21 protein-coding genes, 1 tRNA gene, 1 pseudogene and 1 riboswitch are annotated in these 19,114 nt (G+C 33.0%); of the genes and pseudogenes, 7 read left to right on the forward strand and 16 right to left on the reverse strand.

Going from position 1 to position 19,114, the window contains the following annotated elements; translation table 11 throughout:
* Positions 1-190 precede the first annotated feature (190 nt).
* The 5 genes from MWH28_RS05210 to MWH28_RS05230 all read right to left on the reverse strand — a co-directional run bounded on the left by MWH28_RS05210 (position 191) and on the right by MWH28_RS05230 (position 2,791).
* Entirely contained in the window at positions 191-1,045 is an 855-nt protein-coding gene (locus MWH28_RS05210; RefSeq protein WP_248618244.1) for an Rpn family recombination-promoting nuclease/putative transposase, read from the reverse strand.
* A gap of 234 nt (positions 1,046-1,279) precedes the next feature.
* The gene (locus tag MWH28_RS05215; protein ID WP_248618245.1) at positions 1,280-1,522 is read right to left on the reverse strand and encodes a Spo0E family sporulation regulatory protein-aspartic acid phosphatase; all 243 of its coding nucleotides are present in this window, start codon (positions 1,520-1,522) and stop codon (positions 1,280-1,282) included.
* Positions 1,519-1,875, reverse strand: a complete 357-nt coding sequence (locus MWH28_RS05220; RefSeq protein ID WP_248618246.1) for a hypothetical protein — start codon at positions 1,873-1,875, stop codon at positions 1,519-1,521. Before MWH28_RS05220 ends, MWH28_RS05215 begins: the two co-directional genes overlap by 4 nt.
* 57 nt (positions 1,876-1,932) lie before the next feature.
* Positions 1,933-2,445 (reverse strand): replicative helicase loader/inhibitor, encoded by a 513-nt coding sequence (locus MWH28_RS05225; protein WP_248618247.1) that lies wholly within the window; start codon positions 2,443-2,445, stop codon positions 1,933-1,935.
* Positions 2,438-2,791 carry a DnaD domain-containing protein gene (locus tag MWH28_RS05230; protein ID WP_248618248.1) on the reverse strand — a complete coding sequence of 118 codons (354 nt, stop codon included), beginning with the start codon at positions 2,789-2,791 and terminating at the stop codon, positions 2,438-2,440. Before MWH28_RS05230 ends, MWH28_RS05225 begins: the two co-directional genes overlap by 8 nt.
* Before the next feature lie 149 nt (positions 2,792-2,940).
* Here MWH28_RS05230 and MWH28_RS05235 point away from each other — a divergent pair.
* Positions 2,941-3,132, forward strand: a pseudogene (locus MWH28_RS05235) (hypothetical protein); the annotation flags it as partial.
* Between the two features lie 137 nt (positions 3,133-3,269).
* Complete coding sequence (locus MWH28_RS05240) at positions 3,270-3,638, forward strand: site-specific integrase (RefSeq protein WP_248618250.1); 369 nt, start codon at positions 3,270-3,272, stop codon at positions 3,636-3,638.
* Positions 3,639-3,788: 150 nt separating this feature from the next.
* Here the strand turns inward: MWH28_RS05240 and tnpB are convergent, their stop codons facing one another.
* The 3 genes from tnpB to MWH28_RS05255 are packed head-to-tail and all read right to left on the reverse strand — an operon-like array spanning position 3,789 to position 5,480.
* The gene (tnpB, locus tag MWH28_RS05245; protein WP_248618251.1) at positions 3,789-4,907 is read right to left on the reverse strand and encodes an IS200/IS605 family element RNA-guided endonuclease TnpB; all 1,119 of its coding nucleotides are present in this window, start codon (positions 4,905-4,907) and stop codon (positions 3,789-3,791) included.
* A gap of 11 nt (positions 4,908-4,918) precedes the next feature.
* Positions 4,919-5,329 carry an IS200/IS605 family transposase gene (gene tnpA / locus MWH28_RS05250; protein WP_428323571.1) on the reverse strand — a complete coding sequence of 137 codons (411 nt, stop codon included), beginning with the start codon at positions 5,327-5,329 and terminating at the stop codon, positions 4,919-4,921.
* Complete coding sequence (locus MWH28_RS05255; protein WP_248618253.1) at positions 5,319-5,480, reverse strand: hypothetical protein; 162 nt, start codon at positions 5,478-5,480, stop codon at positions 5,319-5,321. Before MWH28_RS05255 ends, tnpA begins: the two co-directional genes overlap by 11 nt.
* Positions 5,481-5,645: 165 nt before the next feature.
* On the opposite strand from MWH28_RS05255, the gene MWH28_RS05260 reads away from it, so the two are divergent.
* A complete protein-coding gene (locus MWH28_RS05260; protein WP_248618254.1) occupies positions 5,646-5,969 on the forward strand; it encodes a tyrosine-type recombinase/integrase in 324 nt (107 codons plus the stop codon).
* A 94-nt stretch (positions 5,970-6,063) separates the two neighbouring features.
* On the opposite strand, the gene MWH28_RS05265 is transcribed toward MWH28_RS05260, so the two are convergent.
* Positions 6,064-6,140, reverse strand: a tRNA-Pro gene (locus tag MWH28_RS05265).
* 166 nt (positions 6,141-6,306) lie between these two features.
* On the opposite strand from MWH28_RS05265, the gene MWH28_RS05270 reads away from it, so the two are divergent.
* The 3 genes from MWH28_RS05270 to MWH28_RS05280 all read left to right on the forward strand — a co-directional run bounded on the left by MWH28_RS05270 (position 6,307) and on the right by MWH28_RS05280 (position 9,580).
* Positions 6,307-8,040: an ABC-ATPase domain-containing protein gene (locus MWH28_RS05270; RefSeq protein WP_248618255.1), complete on the forward strand. Its 1,734-nt coding sequence runs from the start codon at positions 6,307-6,309 to the stop codon at positions 8,038-8,040.
* Between the two features lies 1 nt (position 8,041).
* Positions 8,042-8,944, forward strand: coding sequence for a radical SAM protein (locus MWH28_RS05275; RefSeq protein WP_248618256.1), 903 nt, complete (start codon positions 8,042-8,044; stop codon positions 8,942-8,944).
* A gap of 63 nt (positions 8,945-9,007) precedes the next feature.
* Positions 9,008-9,580 carry a 2'-5' RNA ligase family protein gene (locus MWH28_RS05280; protein WP_248618258.1) on the forward strand — a complete coding sequence of 191 codons (573 nt, stop codon included), beginning with the start codon at positions 9,008-9,010 and terminating at the stop codon, positions 9,578-9,580.
* A 169-nt stretch (positions 9,581-9,749) separates the two neighbouring features.
* Here MWH28_RS05280 and MWH28_RS05285 read toward each other — a convergent pair whose 3' ends face one another.
* The 7 genes from MWH28_RS05285 to MWH28_RS05315 form a co-directional block, all read right to left on the reverse strand.
* On the reverse strand, positions 9,750-10,916 hold the full coding sequence (locus MWH28_RS05285) for an FprA family A-type flavoprotein (protein WP_248618260.1): 1,167 nt from the start codon (positions 10,914-10,916) through the stop codon (positions 9,750-9,752).
* Between the two features lie 124 nt (positions 10,917-11,040).
* A complete protein-coding gene (locus MWH28_RS05290) occupies positions 11,041-12,594 on the reverse strand; it encodes an ATP-binding SpoIIE family protein phosphatase (RefSeq protein ID WP_248618262.1) in 1,554 nt (517 codons plus the stop codon).
* A gap of 72 nt (positions 12,595-12,666) precedes the next feature.
* Positions 12,667-13,944, reverse strand: coding sequence for an HD-GYP domain-containing protein (locus MWH28_RS05295; RefSeq protein WP_248618263.1), 1,278 nt, complete (start codon positions 13,942-13,944; stop codon positions 12,667-12,669).
* 46 nt (positions 13,945-13,990) lie between these two features.
* On the reverse strand, positions 13,991-14,296 hold the full coding sequence (locus MWH28_RS05300) for an STAS domain-containing protein (protein ID WP_248618264.1): 306 nt from the start codon (positions 14,294-14,296) through the stop codon (positions 13,991-13,993).
* Positions 14,297-14,618: 322 nt separating this feature from the next.
* Complete coding sequence (locus tag MWH28_RS05305; protein ID WP_248618265.1) at positions 14,619-15,002, reverse strand: RidA family protein; 384 nt, start codon at positions 15,000-15,002, stop codon at positions 14,619-14,621.
* Positions 15,003-15,409: 407 nt separating this feature from the next.
* Positions 15,410-17,227: a flagellar assembly protein A gene (locus MWH28_RS05310; protein ID WP_248618266.1), complete on the reverse strand. Its 1,818-nt coding sequence runs from the start codon at positions 17,225-17,227 to the stop codon at positions 15,410-15,412.
* A gap of 53 nt (positions 17,228-17,280) precedes the next feature.
* Positions 17,281-17,367: riboswitch (cyclic di-GMP riboswitch) on the reverse strand.
* A gap of 113 nt (positions 17,368-17,480) precedes the next feature.
* The gene (locus MWH28_RS05315; protein WP_248618268.1) at positions 17,481-18,029 is read right to left on the reverse strand and encodes a manganese efflux pump MntP; all 549 of its coding nucleotides are present in this window, start codon (positions 18,027-18,029) and stop codon (positions 17,481-17,483) included.
* 139 nt (positions 18,030-18,168) lie between these two features.
* Between MWH28_RS05315 and MWH28_RS05320 the strand changes: the two genes are divergently transcribed.
* Complete coding sequence (locus tag MWH28_RS05320) at positions 18,169-19,017, forward strand: DegV family protein (protein WP_248618270.1); 849 nt, start codon at positions 18,169-18,171, stop codon at positions 19,015-19,017.
* Positions 19,018-19,114: the final 97 nt, after the last annotated feature.

A 19,114-nucleotide genomic window follows, 5' to 3' on the forward strand; every position in this document is an offset into this window, starting at 1 on the left:
AATTATCATTTAGGCAATCAAAACTGGATGTCGTTTAAGCTCATGTTATCCGCCGTGCTCTGTTATCATCTTATTTTATCTGCAAAATTATAGAATAATTAATCTTTATAAGATTTTATTCCCAATTATGATAATAAAAAATATTCCCTAAATTATATAAAACTCAGGGAAATAACTAATATTCAAAAATTTATTCATCTATTTGTGATTTCAATTTCTTCACCTTTTCTTCAGAAAGTCCAGTTGCTTTAACTATAGTCTCAATATCTACATCGAGTTCCAATAAATTCATGGCTACTTCTTTTATAGCTCCAGTTATATTACTAATTTCATCATGAATTGCTTTTTGCCTTCTTTCATAAATCTCTCTAGTTTCCTCGTCATGACTCAAAACCTCTAAAACTTCAGCTGCCTCCTGTAACTCTTCTATTCTTTCCTCAAGCATTTTTATCACCTCACTATCAGGATTTTTCAAAAATAATACCCAAGGGATCAAGTTATCCTCTTTTCTTTTACTTTCTATTTTTCCTATATCTTCAAATTGCTCTTCATTCAATTTTGGCAACTCTATGAAATGTATCTCCTGCAAATTTGTTAATATTTCATTAGTTTCTTTTTCTTTTAAAATATAAGTGTTATGATACCTCTCATTCATCTTCAAATAATTAAAATTCAATATGTTTATTGTTACTGTTTTCTGCAATTCTTCATACGCTTCTCCTTCTTTTATTTGAGATTCAAATAATTTACTCCAATAATATAGCGTTCTTCTCTTCATATTATATTGGTTTTTTAGCTGAATTTCTATATTGATTCTAGTCTCATCATTTGCTGTCGCTTTAATATCTAATCTTGAATATTTATCATCTTCCCAATCTTTTTCTAAATCTGAATTGTCTATTTCAACTTGTACTATTTCTTTTTTAGTCCCTTTAGTTGCAAATACACTATTTAAAAATGAAATTAATATTTCTGGGTGTTTCTCAGAGCCAAATATTTGTTTAAAAACAAAATCTACTTTTGGATCTAAAATATCTTTTCTCATATTATATCCCTCACTAACTTTATAACTCATTATCTTATATTATCATTATACAATATTTAGACTAATATTAAAAGTAACTAAATACATGGTTCCCTTTATTTAACTAATATTTAGCATGGCGGATAACTTGATCTTCACGAACAATTTGACCACCAAAAGACATTATTAATACTATTTTACTACATTTTTCCTGAAACTTAAACCAAAATTTACAAAAATAAAAGACCAGCTCTATTAAGAACTGGCCAACAAATTATCTCGCTTCATCATTTCAACAATCTTCTTATCTAATTTTCGACTAACAGCCTGTACACCTTCATCTAATAAATTTTTATCTTGAGCCTCTTTGGTCATTCTTCTCCGCAAGAGTTCAATCTCTTCTTTAAGTTTATCAGTCATACTTATCACCTCGATATAATAATCACGATTATTAATATAGCATATCTTTCTAAATAAATCAAATATTATTTCATTCACAATAAATCTCCGATATTATCATCCAGCTTTCTCAATGCCCTCTTCTTAATCCGATAGTAATGACTACTTGAATAGGGAAACTCCCTACTTCTATAGACTAGATTATCCTGCTTGACCCCTTCATTAAGATACTTAGCCCTGATCAATGGCAACTCCAAATCTTGATCTAAAACATCCAAAGCATTATCAATCAACTTTAAAACCTTCTCCTTCTCTTCTTTCTCCTCTAACAAATTGCTCTTTAACTCTTCATCTAAGACTTCAAACTTAAGTTTAATCTTAATCGACTTTAATCTAACCTGATACCTCTTATAATTAGACAAAACCTCAACCACCTTACTAAAACCCTTCATCTTATCAATCCTTTTAAATTAGTACCCTACTGCAGCTGCAGTAGGGTACATTTTCAGTTAATCAAGAAGTAACTGACTACTAGCTATGCTATCTATCTCTCCTTGTAACCTATCAGGAATTATATTCTCTTTCTTCTCCCGCTTCTTTAGCTGCTTATACATCTTGATAAATTGACCTCTGATTACTCCAGTATTAGTCTCAGTACATATCTCACGCCAACCCATATAATCAACTGTCTTAGCTACCAAAGGATCTAAACTCTTTAATGCTTCTTTCTTATTCCAATAACCATAGTGCTCAATTGCTTCTATTACTTCTCCCCAAGCACCTGCAGGGGTTAACCTATCTTCAGTTGTTACTTCTAACACTGCTTTTCTAATATCTGCTATAGTCGGTATAAATGGCTGTTCAGCAACCAACTTCTGGACTGCTACTTGTACTTCCTGATAATCAAAGTCCTTCAACATCTGATGCCAAAATTTTAACTTAACCCCTTCTCGATCAACTTCAAACTTGTGATAAGCAAGTGATAAAATAGATAGTATCTTAGCAGTCTCAGTCTTAGTCATCTACCTCACCACCTAGCTCCTCTGCTAGCTCACATTCTTCAACTAGGCTTAGAGCGTTTTGAATATTTTGTGGTAACTCTGTTTCGTTCTTCTTCTTTTTTGCTTTATTTTTACGCTGGTTAAGATAACCTTTAACCTGCTTAATCGTCAGTAATCCTTGGGCCAACCAATCATCAAGTAACTCCTTCACATAAGAGAATCTATAAATATTATTGACACTCGCTTTTTTTATTGCTAAAACTACTACTTCTAAACTTAATCCATCGTCTAAATAACTTGTTAATAAATCCAACTGATAAGAATTAATCGTTCTTCCCAAAGCTTTTTCATAAAAATTTGCGAGCACCCCTCTTCCTTCTTCTTTGTAAGTAGTCTCTGTAGTAATCTCTGTAAGGATAGTATTTCTGTTAGACAAATTTTCTATAGTATCTTTAGAATCCAGATTTTCTGAGTAAATAGGGTTTATAGCTTTATTTAAGGCATTACCTTTCCTATAGGAAGATGGGTCAATTATGTGGGATTAGCCATGCTGAAGTAAGCAGATTGGCTAAGGGAAAGAAACCTTCTATTAAAACGATTAACAATATTTCTAAAGGTCTAGATATACCTAAAACTAGACTATTAAAACTGGCCGGCCATTTAGAAGAAGAAAATAAGAAGCAAGAAAACGGAGATGTTAAGGAGTAAGTGCAAAATATAGCTGAGTACAGATGAGTATGGCAAGGAGGAGAGTTTAATGAACTTTGAACTGATCGAATCACAGGCTAGAAATTTTCTGAAAAAGCATAATCTCACTGTTAAGGAGGTATTCAAATTGGCACACATTGAAAAAAGAGGTCAGAACAAAAAGGTTATTAGATGCAGCTGAGGGTTGGGTATACGATTTTTTATATGTTGCAGTTTTTACTGGAATGAGACGTGGTGAGCTTTTAGCATTACGTTGGCAAGATGTAGATTTTAACGGGAAAATTCATGTAAAACAAGCTGTTACTAAACCAACCCGCAAAGGTTTAATATTTAGAAAACCAAAAACTAAATCTAGTATTCGCCCAATCGATGTTGATGAGGATATAATTAAGATTCTTAAAAGAAGAAATAGGGAGCAAAAAGAAAATAAGCTTCGCTTAGGTGATGAGTATAATAACGAATTTGACGCTCCACGGGGCAAGCCCGCGTGGATTCCTCATTCATAGAACCTAGCCTTTTTACAGTTAATCTCAAGGATTAAGTGTAAACTGGTCTTACAAGTTCTCCAAAGGCTTAAATTTCTGTCCGCCCGACAGTAGATATGGTTTTTATGGTTTTCACGAAGAGTCTTGTTTTTTAAGACTCGTAGATATAGTCTATCTATTAGCTAATTGTAGTTGTAAACCTTGTTGTAATATATTCTTACTAGCATTTATATCTCTATCGTGAATTGAATGACACTTCGGACATTCCCATTCACGAACACTTAAAGCTTTGACCTTTTTATTTTGATATCCACATTCGCTACAAAGTTGACTTGAAGGGAAGAATGTATCAATTTTAATTAATTCTCTACCATACCATTCAGCTTTATAGCTTAAATAGTCAACGAATTTAGACCAAGATACATCAGAGATACTTTTTGCTAGCCTAGAATTTTTAAGCATATTCTTAACTTTTAGGCTTTCAACTACTATCGTTTGGTTTTCACGAATTAATTTAGTTGAAAGTTTATGTAAGAAGTCTTTTCTAATATTAGCTACTTTCTCGTGTACTCTAGCTAATTTATTCTTTACTTTGCACCAATTATTTGAACCTTCTTCTTTCTTAGCAAGTCTTTTATTTAGTCTAGCAATCTTTTTTTCATATTTGGATAGAGTTCTAGGATTAGAAACCACTTCACCATTAGAGGTAATTAAAAAATCTTTCAAACCTAAGTCTATACCAATTGCTTTATCAATTTGAGGTAGTTCTTCTACTTCTTCTTGAACACATACAGAAATATAGTATTTGTGAGCTTTTGATTTTCTAATAGTTACATTTTGAATTTTACCTGTAACTTCTCTAGATTTTCTAAATTTCACCCAACCAAGTTTGGGTAGTTTGATTTTATTATCTTTTATCTCAATGCTTTCAGTTCCACTAGAACGCTTGAAATATTGAGTTCTATAAGATTGCTTATTATTCTTTTTAGACTTGAATTTAGGAAAACCACCTAAACCCTTAAAGAAACACTTAAATGCTTTATCTAAATCTTTTAGAGATTGTTGTAAAGAAATGCTATCAACTTCTCTTAACCAAGTATATTCTTTCTTTAATTTGGGTAATTGTTTAGCAAATTTAGAATATGACAAGTATTTATTGTCTTTAGATTGAGCTAGGAAGTGGTTAAACACAAACCGAACACAACCTATGTTTTTATTGATTAATTCCTCTTGCTCTTTATTAGGTATAATTCTAAAACTATATGCTTTATCTACAATTTTGGTTTGCATAATTCCACCTCCTAATTAGATTTTTGATTTTGAATGTATCTCTTAATGGTATGAGAGCTTACATTCCCAATTGTGCTAACAAAATACCCTTTACTCCAAAGAGAACCACAGCGAGCATAGAATTTCTTTAGTTTAGGATATTCTTTTAATAGTTTTATTGCAGAAATACTTTTTAAAGTCCTAACTATATCAGTAGGTGCTACTGTTGGTTTGGCTGATAGAAAAATATGTATATGGTCTGGCATTACTTCTAATTCTAAAATTTCATATTCATATTTATTGCATACATTAGCAAGAATATTTTCTAATGATTGTTCTATATCTCCCTGTATGACTTCAAATCTAAATTTAGGACACCAAACAATATGATATTGCACCAAATATCTACAATGACTTAAACTTTTGTAATCGTTACTCATCACTATCTAACTCATATTTTTCTTGCATAGCCCTACGCATTAGGTCTAAATAAGTCAATGTAGATTCTTCTTCAACAGAATATATTCTTGCTAAATTCTCAAGTTCATCTTTCCAGTTTTCAGGAATAGAAATATTAATTTGAACATTTTTCATTAGTTCTCACTCCTTACATATACATTATATCATAGTAGATTATATATGTAAGGAGGAAAAGGGGAGTTTTATAGAAAGTTGGGAGGACATTTTATTTTTTAAGCAATATTTAATTGCATAAAAAATATCGGCATTCATCCAGAGGGCGCCCCGCAGGAAGTACTCTTGGGGTGCAAGCCCATCTGGTTTTCTGCCGATAAAATCTATAACTTAGTCTTTTGTAGGGAAGATGGTAGACCTTTCAATCCACGTTTTGCTACTAGATCATTTAATAAGGTAGCTGAAAAGGTTGATTTATCTAACTTTCGACTACATGATTTAAGACATACTCATGCCACCTTAATGCTTAAAGCTGGAGTCCACCCTAAGATAGTCCAGGAGAGATTAGGACACTCCTCTATCACTCAAACCCTTGACACTTATTCTCATGTCATTCCATCGATGCAGAAGGAAGCTGTTCAAAAACTCAAAAATATTTTCAGTAGCTAATTTGGGCAAGTGAATGGCAACTAAAACTGCTTAAAATAAAAAATACCTATTTTTTAAAATAGGCATCAACACTTACCACATCAGCGTTTATAGCTGGTCGGGCTGACTGGATTTGAACCAGCGACCCCTGCGCCCCCAGCACAGTGCGCTACCAAACTGCGCTACAGCCCGTCAAAACTTTTAAAAATCAACTGCCATTAAATATATCATAACTTACTTAATTTGTCAAATCTAGCTTATACCACTCTCCTCCTCTAACCATCCTTAATATAATTATTAATTATGTAACATAATAATTAATAATTAATAATTTAAGTTTAAGAAGGGGTTACTAAATATGTTTACTAAAAGTGATCTAAGTAAATCTTTAAACCAGATTGATCATAAAGGCTATAAAGCATACAAAAGACTACAACAGAAGTGGTATAATTACGGAAAGTATCAACTAGGATTGCCCTATGTACAAGGCGATCCCTTTGCTACTCCCTCTCAACTCTTTATCAGAATCAAACAAGATATTGCTAGTTTTCCAGACTGGACATTCAAAAATAAGATCAGACGGATAGCTACTGCAGATTATCTAACTCGCAAGATAGCTACTACTATCAAAGAGACTGTCAAAGGCAGACGAGGTTCAGGTAAGAGTGGTCGAATTGATATTGTCAGAACCGGTCAAGAGATCTTAGAAAGAACAGCAATAAAATTCAACTCCGAGATGATTGAAGTTAGATTAAGAGCAGGATTGCCGGCTAAAGGAAGAAGAATCTTGGCTGAAGAGGCTAAGCAGATGCTATTAGAAGAGATTCCTACTTTAGTGAAAGAAACACTCTTCTTTACTGCTTTGGATACAAAAAGATTAGAAAGACATATCTTGACTACAGAAGATCAGGAAATCTTACGTGATCGACTAAAAGAAGAAGGCTTAGTTACCTTTATAGCTAATGGCTCAATCTTGCCTAGAAAGAGTGGTAAGGATGATCGTCCTCTTACCAAGCAAGTGGTTCCTTTCAAATCTCCTCCAGAATTAGAGGTCAGCTTCAATCTACCTTACCTGGGCCAAGTTTCAGGGATGGGCATTAAAGAAGGGATTACCCTAATTGTCGGCGGAGGCTATCATGGCAAATCAACTCTCCTTCAAGCTATCGAGAAAGGAGTCTATAATCACCTTCCCGGAGATGGACGGGAGTTGGTGGTTACTAGAGAAAATGCTAGCAAGATTCGAGCAGAGGATGGTCGAAGGGTCGAACAGGTCAATATTAGCCCCTTTATCAATAATCTACCACAAAATCTCGCTACTACCTCTTTCAGTACAGAAGATGCCAGTGGTAGTACCTCACAAGCTGCCAATATTATGGAAGTGCTCGAATTAGGTAGTAAGTTATTATTGATTGATGAAGATACTTCAGCTACTAACTTTATGATCAGGGATGCTCGTATGCAACAGTTAGTCGCTAATGAGCAAGAGCCGATCACTCCCTTTATAGATAAGGTGAAACCTTTATTCGATCAACATAATGCCTCTACTATCTTAGTAATTGGAGGCGTCGGTGATTACTTCGAGATTGCCGATCAAGTAATCATGATGGAAGAATATCAACCTTATGAAGTAACCGACAAAGCTAAGCAGGTTGCAGCTAACCATCCATCTGGTCGCTCATTTACAAAGCAAGAGCAATTTGGGGCCTTAAGCAGACGTTATCCTAAGCGAGCTAGTATCGATTTTTTCTCTCGAAATAAACCTAAGATTAAAGCTTATAATCAAGATAAATTACAATTTGGTAATGAAGAGATCGATCTAAGCCAGATAGAGCAACTGCTTAATCAAGAACAGACAAAGACTATTGGTCAGATGCTTGCTTATGCTCAACAAGAAGGAATCTTCAATCAAGAGACTCCATTATTAACCAGCTTAATTCAGCTTAATCAACTGATCGATCGACAAGGTCTAGAGGTTATTTCTCCCTTTTCAGCTCCCGAGGATAGCTATGTTCGCCCTCGATTAATTGAAGTTGGAGCTGCCTTAAATAGATTGCGGAGTCTAAAAATATCTAAGATAGAAGGAGTAGATTAAAATGCCACAACCTAGTTATTTAGAACTTTATCGCTCTGGAGAATTAGCCGATCGAGCAAAAAAAGCATATCAAATCCTACAAGATTGCAAGCTCTGCCCTCATCACTGCCTAGTTGACCGTACTCAAGATGAACTCGGCTATTGCAAAACAGGAAAAGAGATTAGGGTGGCAAGCTTTGGTCCGCACTTTGGAGAAGAGACTCCTTTAGTCGGTCGACGCGGTTCAGGCACAATCTTCTTTAGTAGCTGTAATCTAAGGTGTATCTACTGTCAAAATTATGACACTAGCCACCAACAACAAGGTGAACTAATCACTGCCAAAGAGTTAGCAGAAATTATGATCTCATTACAACGGCAAGGCTGCCATAATATCAACTTTGTTACACCCAGCCATATGATTCATGCTCTATTAGCTGCAACTTTAGAGGCTACTAAATTGGGGTTAGAAATTCCGCTCATATATAATTCAGGAGGTTATGATAACTTAACCGGTCTTAAATTATTAGATGGAGTGATTGATATCTATATGCCCGATGTAAAGTATGCTGATGAGGAGATAGGCTTAAAGTATTCAAAAGTCTCTAAGTATCTATCAGTAGTTAAAAAAGCAGTTAAAGAGATGCACCGCCAAGTAGGAGATTTAAAGACTAAATCAGGTATTGCCTACCAGGGGCTATTAATTCGCCACTTAGTACTTCCAAATAATTTAGCAGGAAGCCAAGAAATTATGGAATTTATCAATCACGAGCTATCAGCTAATACTTACGTCAATATCATGGAACAATATTACCCAGCTTATCGAGCTGGTCAAGATGAACAGTTAAATCGGCGGATTACAGAGCAAGAATATAAACAAGCACTTAACATGGCTAAGAAAGCAGGATTAAAACGAATTGAAAGCTAAGAGGTTGCTAGCAGATTAATTATATGGTAAGATATAACTACATTGATATTTTGGAGGAATTTGATGATTAAACCTGCATCTTTAAGTGAAGAGTTATTTATTGTGCTAGTACCAAACAAGGAAAATTTAACTCCAATTTTAAATATCCAGCAAGCTATCGCTAATCATTTTGATCTTTATAAAGGTGAATTTTATCCTGAATTGCATATTACACTTAATCGGATTTCTAAAGAAGCTAGTCAGCAAGCTGAACAGATTTTAACAACTGTCTGCTCTAGAAATGAACCGATAAAGATCATAATTGATAGTTTTAAATGCTATAATTTAAGCAATAAATTTTTAGCTCTTAAATTAAATACCACAACTTCATTATCAAAATTAGCTACTAAAATCCATCATAACTTAAAAGAAGAAGATCTCTCAACGATTGAAAATTATAGTGACTGGGAATTTCATATAACGATTGCCAGTACCAATTTTTCTGGAAAGAAATTATCTGAAGATGAATTTACCGATCTCTGTCGCTCTTTAGATGGCTTACCGAAAAAAATAACAACTACAGCTGATAAGATAGAAATCTGGCGACCCACTTTAGATCCAGATGAAAAGGTAGTTGCTTCCTTTAATTTAAGTTGATATAAAAAGTGTCAGTGTGAGTGGTGCGTGTCGGTTAAAATCAAGCCCTTTAAGAGTCTTTGAACTTGTGTTTTTTCACTCACACCGACACTGACACTCTCACTATTGAATATTATCCATTTAATATCTTTAAAGGTTTTGATCTTAACTATTCACTATTCATTATTAACTATTCATTGCTTTCATCCAGTTTCTCAGCTACTTCCTCTTTTAACTTCTCACCATCTGGAATATATTGATATTTAATCTGTTCAAGCAATTCAAAACCAATCTCTTCTAAAACCTCTTCTATCTGATCAACACTTTGACCACCCCAACCATAAGAACCAAAAGCAAGACCATAACGATTCTTAGGGGCCAACCCTTTCAAATAAGTCAAAAATGAAGCTACACTCGGTAATAAGTTATTATTTAAAGTCGGTGAACCAACACAGATATACTTAGCAGTCAACACCTCAGTCATAATATCAGAAATATGGTTGGCATCTAAACTCATCATTCTCGTACTAACTCCTTGCGCAGCAAAAGTCCCTCCTAAAGTTTCAGCAATCTTTTTAGTTGAATCCCACATCGTATCATAGACTATTACAGCCTTCTCTTCGGTTTGGTTGTTGGCCCATTTTTCATACTGTTCAAGAATTTCAGCAATATGATTCCGCCAGACAACCCCATGAGAAGGAGCCACTATCTCTAAATCTAACTCCTCAACTGTCGGTAAAATCCGTTCGACTTGTCCACTATAAGGTAATACTATATTGGCATAATACTTACTTGCTTCTTCCATGATTACATCATAGGCTAACTGATCATCAAACCGTTCTGAAGAAGCAATATGCTGACCAAATGCATCATTAGAGAACAATATCTTATCCTCTGGCAGATAAGCTACCATATTATCCGGCCAATGAACCATCGGCGTCAATACAAACTGTAAGCTACGTTGGCCCAAATCCAAGCTCTGGTTACTCTTAACAACACTAAAATTCCAATCTTTTTTATAATGAGCCTTCAATCCCGCTTTTCCTTTAGGTGAAGTAAATACTGTAGCCTCAGGTATTAACTCCATTAATTCTGGTAATCCTCCCGAATGATCCATCTCTACATGATTAGAAACAACATAATCAATCTCTGTTGGATCAATCACGCTTGAAATCCGCTCGATCATTTCATCATATAAATAATCTTTAACCGTATCAATTAAAGTCACTTTTTCATCAATGATTAAATATGCATTATAGGTTGAACCTCGCTGAGTTGAATAACCATGAAAATTTCTTAAATCCCAATCAATTCCTCCAACCCAGTAAATATTCTCTGTCAATTCTACTGCCTTCATCTTTATCTCCTCCTATAAATATTGAGATTAAGTTTAAGATTAAGTTTAAGTTTAAGTAAGACCTTATGGTTTTAATGCTTGACTTAACCTCAAACTCAGCCTTAGACTTAAGCTGTTTTGTAATTCAACGCAACTTAACTAAAGTAACCTTATTCCCCTTTTCATTATAATAAACTGTATCACAACATAAATTAGCTAACATAATTCCTCTCCCGCGATCACTGATAATATCAGCTTTAAAATCATCACTGATATCCAATTGCTGAGTAAACTTATCATTCCATTTAAATCCATCACCTTCATCTGTAATCATTACTTTAATATGATTTTTCGTAACTACTACCTCTATCACAACTTCTTTCTCTCTTTCTAAATTATTCCCATGCTCAATCGCATTCATAATCATCTCTATTATTCCCATTTCTAATACATGAAGATCATTTTTATAATAAGATTCAATGAAGTTCAATAGTTTATCTTTAACTTGATACATCATATCAAAATCACTCTTGATTCTTTCCTCTAGCTGATCTATAACTTCAAATTCATTTTGAATCACTACAAAAGTAATATCATCCTTACCTTGTGTCTTACCAGCAAATTGCTCAAAATCTCCAATTATATTATCTACCATTTTTTGAGCAGGAAGATAATAACTTTCTTTATAGACATCCTTTAATCTATCTTTCCCATACATCTCTCCATTTACATCCTCTTCTACCAGACCATCAGTTGTTAATAATAAAGTATCACCCTCTGTGATATTTAGGGTTACCTCTTCAATATTTTCCCTAAAAAATAATTCTTTTTCAATTGCTACAGATATAGGCAACCAAGCAGTTGAATCCTCACTAATTTGCCCTTGTTGGTCAATCAATAACGGCGGTATTTGAAAACCGGCATTACTATAAGTAAGCTCCATTGTATTTAAATCTAAAACTCCTAACAATAAACAGATAAAATAATCATCAGGAAAATTCTCTTGGCAGTACTTTTCAAAAATAAATTCTATTATTTCACTTGGAGATAATTCAGAACTTGCTAGCAAGAAACTATTGATCGTCTCTCTTACAAATACATTAAGCATAGCTCCATCTAAACCATGCCCACTGATATCAACAATATAAATAATCAATTTATTTCCTATTTTAAGTACATTATAAAAATCCCCACCCAAATTCTCAGCTGGCTGATAATAAGCTGCAAATGATAACTCTTCTATTTTTGGAAAATCTTTAGGTAAAAAATTCTCATAAATTTTACTAGCTTTCTCAATCTCTATTGATGTTCTTATATTATTTTCGATCGATTTTAATAACTCTTCTCGTGACTGTTTATATTCCTTAATAATATCAAAGATCAAATAAGAGGTTTCTCCACTAATTACCTCTACACCTGGATTTAAGTTTTGATTAATAGTAGCAAGCACCTCTGAAGAACCAGTAACTTCCAAAATCAATCTGACAGTTTCATCATTCAAAACTTCCATTAAATCAGTAGCTATTTTAACATCATTTTCTTTTGCTATTTTGATTCCTGGAGCATTAGGATCTATATCCATGACATACTTCACTTCAATCAGATCCATCTCTAAAAACATCTTTAATAATTTACTTCCTATTACTCCTACTCCAATAATTGCAATCTCAACCTTTTTACTTTCAGTACTTAATACCATGATTAAGCTCCTTCTTTCTTAGTTTTTCCTAATTCATCATAAATATTTTATAATTCTATCTCTAACTACTATCTAGATCCGACGTTTCAATTCTTTTCTAAATCTATCATAGTTTCTAACTTCACCTAATTGAGAGTACTTACGTATGTGGCTCAATTCATCATAATTATTAATTGCAACTGAAATGATTTCCGAATCTAATGAACAAGATAAAGCTTCTTTTTCCAATATTTTTATAGCATCAGTTTTTCCCATTCCAGCTCTATAAGGCCTATCTTCTGAAATTGCCGTAAATACATCAGCTACTGCCATTATTTTTGAGCCTAAGGGCAATTGGGTGCCAGAATAACAGAATGGGTAACCCTCTCCATTAATTCTTTCATGATGTAAAGAAGCCCATTTTCTTATTTCCTCCAGACCATCAACTACTTTAAGTACTTGATAAGTATAAAATGAATGGCTTTTAATTATATTATATTCTTGCTCGGTCAATCTAGCTGATTTATTCAAAATCTCAGCAGGCACAACCAACTTTCCTAAATCATGCAAATAACCAGCTACATTTATTTTATAACATTCTTGTTCAGACATCCCTACTAATTCAGCTAATAACTCCGCAACAGCTGCTACTCCTTCAGAATGACTAGCAGTAAAGGGGCTTCTAAAATCTATAATCTGACTGAATAAGTTAGATAATCCAACTAACCCTTCTAAATCTAATTGAATATTTTGTACACTAGAATTATGCCTTATAAATCTTCTTAAAGTCCGAGGAGCAACAGCAGTTAACCAAAAAACCTCTTTTCTAGCTAATTGTAAAAAAGCCTCCACTAATTCAGGGTCAAATTTAACTCCTGAGTTATCCTTAATTATATTACAAATTCTATCGACTTGATTTAATACATTCTTATCTTCATCAATTAATACTGCTATTCGATCAGCTAAATGTAATAAGTGACTCTCCGATGGAACAGCTTCTTCTTCTACTTCTTTTCCTAAACCGCCTTGCCAATCAACATGATGATAACGAATCAAAGGAGCTATCTCACTGAAAGGCTTAAAGTTTTTGACCAATAAATAACCAATCTCTTCATGCTGATTATCCTCTTCAATTTCAAAATTCAAAAGTTCTGTTCTATCTTTTAAATATAAGATCCCTACATCATGCAATGCAGCAGCTATTAATATTTCCTCACATTTTTTAGCAGACAAATTTAATTCTTTAGCAATACAGAAACTGATATACATTACTTTTTCATGATGGCCAACCATTTTTTGACTGATCATATCCATAGTTTCAGATAAACACATAATCATATCAAATAGCGGTATCTTTATATCATCTATCATCTAATCCTCCTTCTTTATACTTGTCCACTTAATCTCAAATTTTTTATCATAACCCTTCAATATCGATCACTTTATTTAAGTGAATCATCTCAAACATCTTCTTCACATAATCACTATTGACATTTACAATCTTCAATTGACCACCACGTTCTTTAAGCCTTTTATGAAATAATAACAACTTTCCTAAACCAGAGCTATCAATACTAGTTACATTATTAAAATTAACTACAATTTCATTATAACCATCATCATATAAATTAAGTAACTTCTTTTTTAGCTCTTGTGAATTATTAATATCGACCCTTCCGACCGGAGTAATCACAACCTTATTATCACTTTTTTCTACTTGCATTCTAATCCCCTCCTTAAAATTCATTTCAACACATATAATTTTATGATTCATCATTAAATTAGCAATATCCCTAATTTATTCTTCTATTTCTTTTTATTCTGTATCTAAAAATAAAATTCCTTCTTATTCATTGATATATTGCTTAACTACACCCTTTACTTTTCTAACTTATTGCTCTTAGGTATTTTTTCAAGAACCTTAAAAAGCTCCCCGTTTATAATTTCATAATTTTCATAATCTTCATATAATTATTCTATGTTTTCACGATGATAGATATCAATAAAATTATAAGGCAGTCTTTACGACTACCTTATTAAGCAACTTATTCTTTCATTGCAATCAAGGAAATCTCTAACTTAACATCTTTAGGTAATCTAGCTACCTCAACACAAGCTCTAGCAGCTGGAGCTTCTGTGAAGTACTCGGCATAAATCTGATTCATTTCAGCAAAATCATCCATATCAGCAATAAATAGTTCCGCTTTCATCACATCTTCAAAAGAATATCCTGCTTCTGTCAAAATCGCTTTCAAATTTTCTAATACTTGCTCAGTCTGTAATTGAATATCCCCCTTAACTAACTCTCCTGTCTTAGGATCAATCGGAACTTGACCTGACACAAAAAGTGTTCCTTTTAATTCAGTTGCTTGAGCATAAGGTCCTAAAGCAGCAGGTGCTTGCTCAGTATTAATAATCTTTTTAGACATTAAACCACTCCCTTAATTTATAGCTTGTTCCAATTTATTTCAGCCTATTTATAAATAGTTAGTTTCTATTTATCGAACAAATTATCTGTTCTATGCTTGTCTCAAACTTAAAGTTCAGTAGACACCCCTTCCCCTCCATAATAAAATAGGATAAATTAACCACCCTAGTATAATAAAACTGATTGCAGGCAAAACATTAATTTGTAAATTCTTAAAATCTTTAATTAGATAAAGTAAGAAAATTATTAAATTAAATATAACTCCAGATAAATAACCCCATATAATCCCTTGCAAATAATTCACCTCCTTATTTTAATTAACAATTCCCGATGCACAATTGAATTTAAAAAACCAAAAAATATTTTTTTTGGTTTACTAGTCACTAGTTACCAATTACTAGTAACTAATTAAACTAAGCTAGCTGTCTTAATCTCTTCATCTTCAAGATAATACTTAACATTACTCTTCGGCTTATTTATTCGAGAAGAAGTAGTACCAATTGTAATTATTACCCCTGGATAAATAGTATTTTTAACCTTTATCATTCCTTCTTTTTCCTGTTCTAATTTCTCTAAAAGTTCTTCTCTGGCAGTTGATAGCTCTTCAAAATCAGCTGCAGCAGTATATTTTTGTCTTGTTAGTTGTTTGAGTAATCTCTTTTTTTCATCAGATAATTGATCTTTTTTCTTTAACACAGAAATTGCTTTAATAATTTCATCTAACCGCTCTTTTTTAGTAACATATAACTGCTCTTTACTCTTAAACTCATCCCTTAATTCAGGACTAACTCCTACAGAAACTTTAGTTGTAGCATCTAAATCTGAACCAATAATATTGGCCTCTATCTCTTGAGTAGCCCTAACCTCTCCTCCTACAATTAGACCTTTCTTTTCAGTAACAGTTATCTTCTGATCTACATCTATTTGACTATGCATAATCGCATTATTAACAACTAAATTTCCAGCTCCTTCAACAATTCCATTTTCAATAAATTCAACAATAATATCCCCTTCTGCCTTAAGTAGCCCTTTATTACGAGCGATAAACCCCTGTTGAATGATAATTTGGCCCTCTGCTTCTAACTTAGCACTATAAACACTACCATTTACTTGGATACTTCCTTCAGCTTTAATCTCCATATTATCTCTTATATTCCCTTTGACTATTACATTTCCATTAAAATCAATATTTCCAGTCGTTAGATCAACATCTCCTTCAACTGTATAAACCTGTAATACATTGATTCTATCGTTTATCTGCATAACTTGACCATCAATCTCAGCAACTAAAGCTAGGCCATCTTGAGTAGTTTTTACATTCTCTCCCTGAGGAAGTTCCACTCTTTCGACTGGAGAAGGTGGAATTTCCTCTCCTGTCACTTTCTGCCCAGGCTTTCCTTCTACAGCTGGAATTTTAGTAGCTAAAACTTCTCCCTCTTTAACATTTACAATCCGATTTAAATTGTAAAAATCTACACTTCCATCATCCAGTTCAACTACTTTATTCTCTTTTTGGTCAAGATTAAATTTCAATTCAATCCTTCCATCTTCACCTGGGATTGGCTCTTTACCAACTGCTATCACAAAGTCCTCTAATTTTTGTTCAGGATTAAATTTATCTTTCAACTCTTCTTCTTTAACCCCAGTTACTATCCCCTCTTCATCTAATTTCTTTAATATATCAGTGATCGAGAGAGCATCTCCTCCTAATGGGGGATAATAACTTAAAAATGCTTTCATTTGATCCGGACTAGTATCTATTTCAACTTTAGCATCGCGATCAAGTTCAGGTTTTCTAGGGGCAATCTTTATCTCTTCACCATCAAGTGTCAAACCTTCACTAACTTTTTCATAACTCACATCTTCTATCTCTTTTTCCTGTAATACCTGCTCAACCATCTCCATCTTAACCATTTTTCCATTCACAGTAGGTTGTTTGACCTCTAAGAAGATCCCTTCCTCCTTGATCTTTACTTTAAATTCTCCAGTCTCTCCATCATCTTCCTCCAGTTCACCTTCAATATCATCTTGTTCTAACTTTAAGGCAGCTTGATATATTTTTTTCTTTCCAAATAAACCTAAAAACCCTTTCTTTTCTTTAATCAAATCTAACTTAATATCATCTTTGCTAAACTCTTTATCTATTTGAGCTTCAAATTTATGATAAGCCTTTTCTAAAGCTTCATTTTCTCCCTTAACTGATAGCTGTATAACCTCTTCATCCACTCCGAGACCCCCTTTTTTTAAATAACAAAACCTAAATCCTCAATAAACACCAAAAGAATTTAGGCCGGTTTCACCACTGACTCCATATAACCCGTTAGGTGACCAAATATAAGTTATACTTCTTTGTCTCCTATTTATTTAATTAAATTAATCCTAACTTACTAAAAGTTTACTCAATTAATAAAATAAACATGTCAATTATTTTATTTATTCAAGATTAAATCTATCTTTTCCTGTTTAAAATAAAGATTAATTAAATTATTATTGCTAAACCTAAAATAATCAAGATCAATCCAGCAAAATAATCGGCATACCTTTCTATTAAGACAAAATCTCTAATCTGATTTACAATAATTAGAGCAACCATAGTTATTATAGAAGTGATAAAGCCAATTAATAACGAGTTATTGAGCATAGTCACTAAGGATAGATCATGTAAGATTGAAAAACCAACCCCCAAAGCATCAACACTAACTGTAACTCCCAATAAAATATAGGTTAGTAGATTAAATTCTTTATATTGAACTTCTTCAGCTTGGTTTTGATAACCTTCTTTGAGAAGATATAAGCCTAAAAATAAAAGAATAGCTCCACTTAAATAATCTGTCACATCAAATAAATGATTATTGATGTAACCGCCTAATATGGCTCCTAATAAGGAAAGTAAAAATTGAAAGCAACCAAAAGAAAAAATCAATATTACTTTCTCTTTAAATAGTAGCTTAATACGACTTCCTAACGCTAAAGCTACTCCAAAGGCATCCAATGATAATGCTATTGCTATTATTAATATTTCTAACATGTTAGTCACTCCCATCTATAAAATCATGCTGTTTTTTAGTTAACTTATTCCAATTAACAAGTCTATCTTTGTCAAACACTAATCAGTTATGATATAATTAATTAGTAACTTAATATTAATAAACTAGAGGTGAATTTTAATGAGTGAAAGTATAGCAATCTTAACTGATAGTACATCTGATCTCCCCTTTGATTTAATTCAGGATAAAGAAATAGAGTTTTTACCATTAAAGATTAATTACTCTCAGCAACAATATCGAGATCGGATTGAAATCAAACCAGAAGAAATTTATGATCGCTTTGAAGAAGAAATTCCTACGACTTCTACTCCCGCTCCTCAAGAGTTAAAAGAAAAATTGTTGGCCCTTAAAAAGAAGGGAATTACTCACGTGCTTGCAATTCATATCTCCAGTGGTTTAAGTGGCACCTATAATATGGTCAAGATGATCAGTGAACAGATTACAGATTTAACTGTAGAAGTCATTGATTCTAAAGCTTTATCTATGGGTCTTGGCAGACTCGTTCTTTATGCTACTGAATTACTTGAAGCAGGAGTAAAGTTTAATACTTTAGTCAACAAAGTTAAAGCTAAAATTGATCAGATAGATATCTTTTTTGTCCTCAAGACATTAAAGTACTTAAAAGAAGGTGGTCGAATAGGTAAAGTCGAAGGAGCACTTGGTAGTTTATTAAATATAAAGCCGATTATCTCTATTGATAAAACAGGTGAGTATTATACATACAAAAAAAGTAGAGGTCGTAAAAGATCCCTTAAAAAATTATATCAGATTGTTAGTAAAAAAATTGCAGTTGGCCCATGTACGATAGACGTAATGCATGGTAACGCAGCTGATGAAGCAGAAGACTTAGTAACTAAATTCAAAAAATTAGATAATGTTAAAGAAACCTTCTTAGGACAGATCAGCCCTGTTATGGTTGTTCATACTGGCCCTGGTTTGATCGGAGTCAATATCACTAGATTAGATTAAAAAAGTTGCCTCCGGCAACTCAGTTTAAGTCTAAGACTGAGTTTAAGTAAAATCAACAAATAAAAAGCATAATTTCCTAAACAATTAAACAATAAAA

Source organism: Natroniella sulfidigena, assembly GCF_023223645.1.
GTDB lineage: Bacteria > Bacillota > Halanaerobiia > Halobacteroidales > Halobacteroidaceae > Natroniella > Natroniella sulfidigena.

What these genes read in the sequence shown, in the direction of transcription:
- MWH28_RS05210 (WP_248618244.1), bottom strand. Translation starts at nt 1,045, where the DNA reads ATGAGAAAAGATATTTTAGATCCAAAAGTAGATTTTGTTTTTAAACAA.
- MWH28_RS05220 (WP_248618246.1), bottom strand. Translation starts at nt 1,875, where the DNA reads ATGAAGGGTTTTAGTAAGGTGGTTGAGGTTTTGTCTAATTATAAGAGG.
- MWH28_RS05225 (WP_248618247.1), bottom strand. Translation starts at nt 2,445, where the DNA reads ATGACTAAGACTGAGACTGCTAAGATACTATCTATTTTATCACTTGCT.
- tnpB (WP_248618251.1), bottom strand. Translation starts at nt 4,907, where the DNA reads ATGCAAACCAAAATTGTAGATAAAGCATATAGTTTTAGAATTATACCT.
- MWH28_RS05255 (WP_248618253.1), bottom strand. Translation starts at nt 5,480, where the DNA reads ATGAAAAATGTTCAAATTAATATTTCTATTCCTGAAAACTGGAAAGAT.
- MWH28_RS05270 (WP_248618255.1), top strand. Translation starts at nt 6,307, where the DNA reads ATGTTTACTAAAAGTGATCTAAGTAAATCTTTAAACCAGATTGATCAT.
- MWH28_RS05275 (WP_248618256.1), top strand. Translation starts at nt 8,042, where the DNA reads ATGCCACAACCTAGTTATTTAGAACTTTATCGCTCTGGAGAATTAGCC.
- MWH28_RS05280 (WP_248618258.1), top strand. Translation starts at nt 9,008, where the DNA reads ATGATTAAACCTGCATCTTTAAGTGAAGAGTTATTTATTGTGCTAGTA.
- MWH28_RS05285 (WP_248618260.1), bottom strand. Translation starts at nt 10,916, where the DNA reads ATGAAGGCAGTAGAATTGACAGAGAATATTTACTGGGTTGGAGGAATT.
- MWH28_RS05290 (WP_248618262.1), bottom strand. Translation starts at nt 12,594, where the DNA reads ATGGTATTAAGTACTGAAAGTAAAAAGGTTGAGATTGCAATTATTGGA.
- MWH28_RS05295 (WP_248618263.1), bottom strand. Translation starts at nt 13,944, where the DNA reads ATGATAGATGATATAAAGATACCGCTATTTGATATGATTATGTGTTTA.
- MWH28_RS05300 (WP_248618264.1), bottom strand. Translation starts at nt 14,296, where the DNA reads ATGCAAGTAGAAAAAAGTGATAATAAGGTTGTGATTACTCCGGTCGGA.
- MWH28_RS05305 (WP_248618265.1), bottom strand. Translation starts at nt 15,002, where the DNA reads ATGTCTAAAAAGATTATTAATACTGAGCAAGCACCTGCTGCTTTAGGA.
- MWH28_RS05315 (WP_248618268.1), bottom strand. Translation starts at nt 18,029, where the DNA reads ATGTTAGAAATATTAATAATAGCAATAGCATTATCATTGGATGCCTTT.
- MWH28_RS05320 (WP_248618270.1), top strand. Translation starts at nt 18,169, where the DNA reads ATGAGTGAAAGTATAGCAATCTTAACTGATAGTACATCTGATCTCCCC.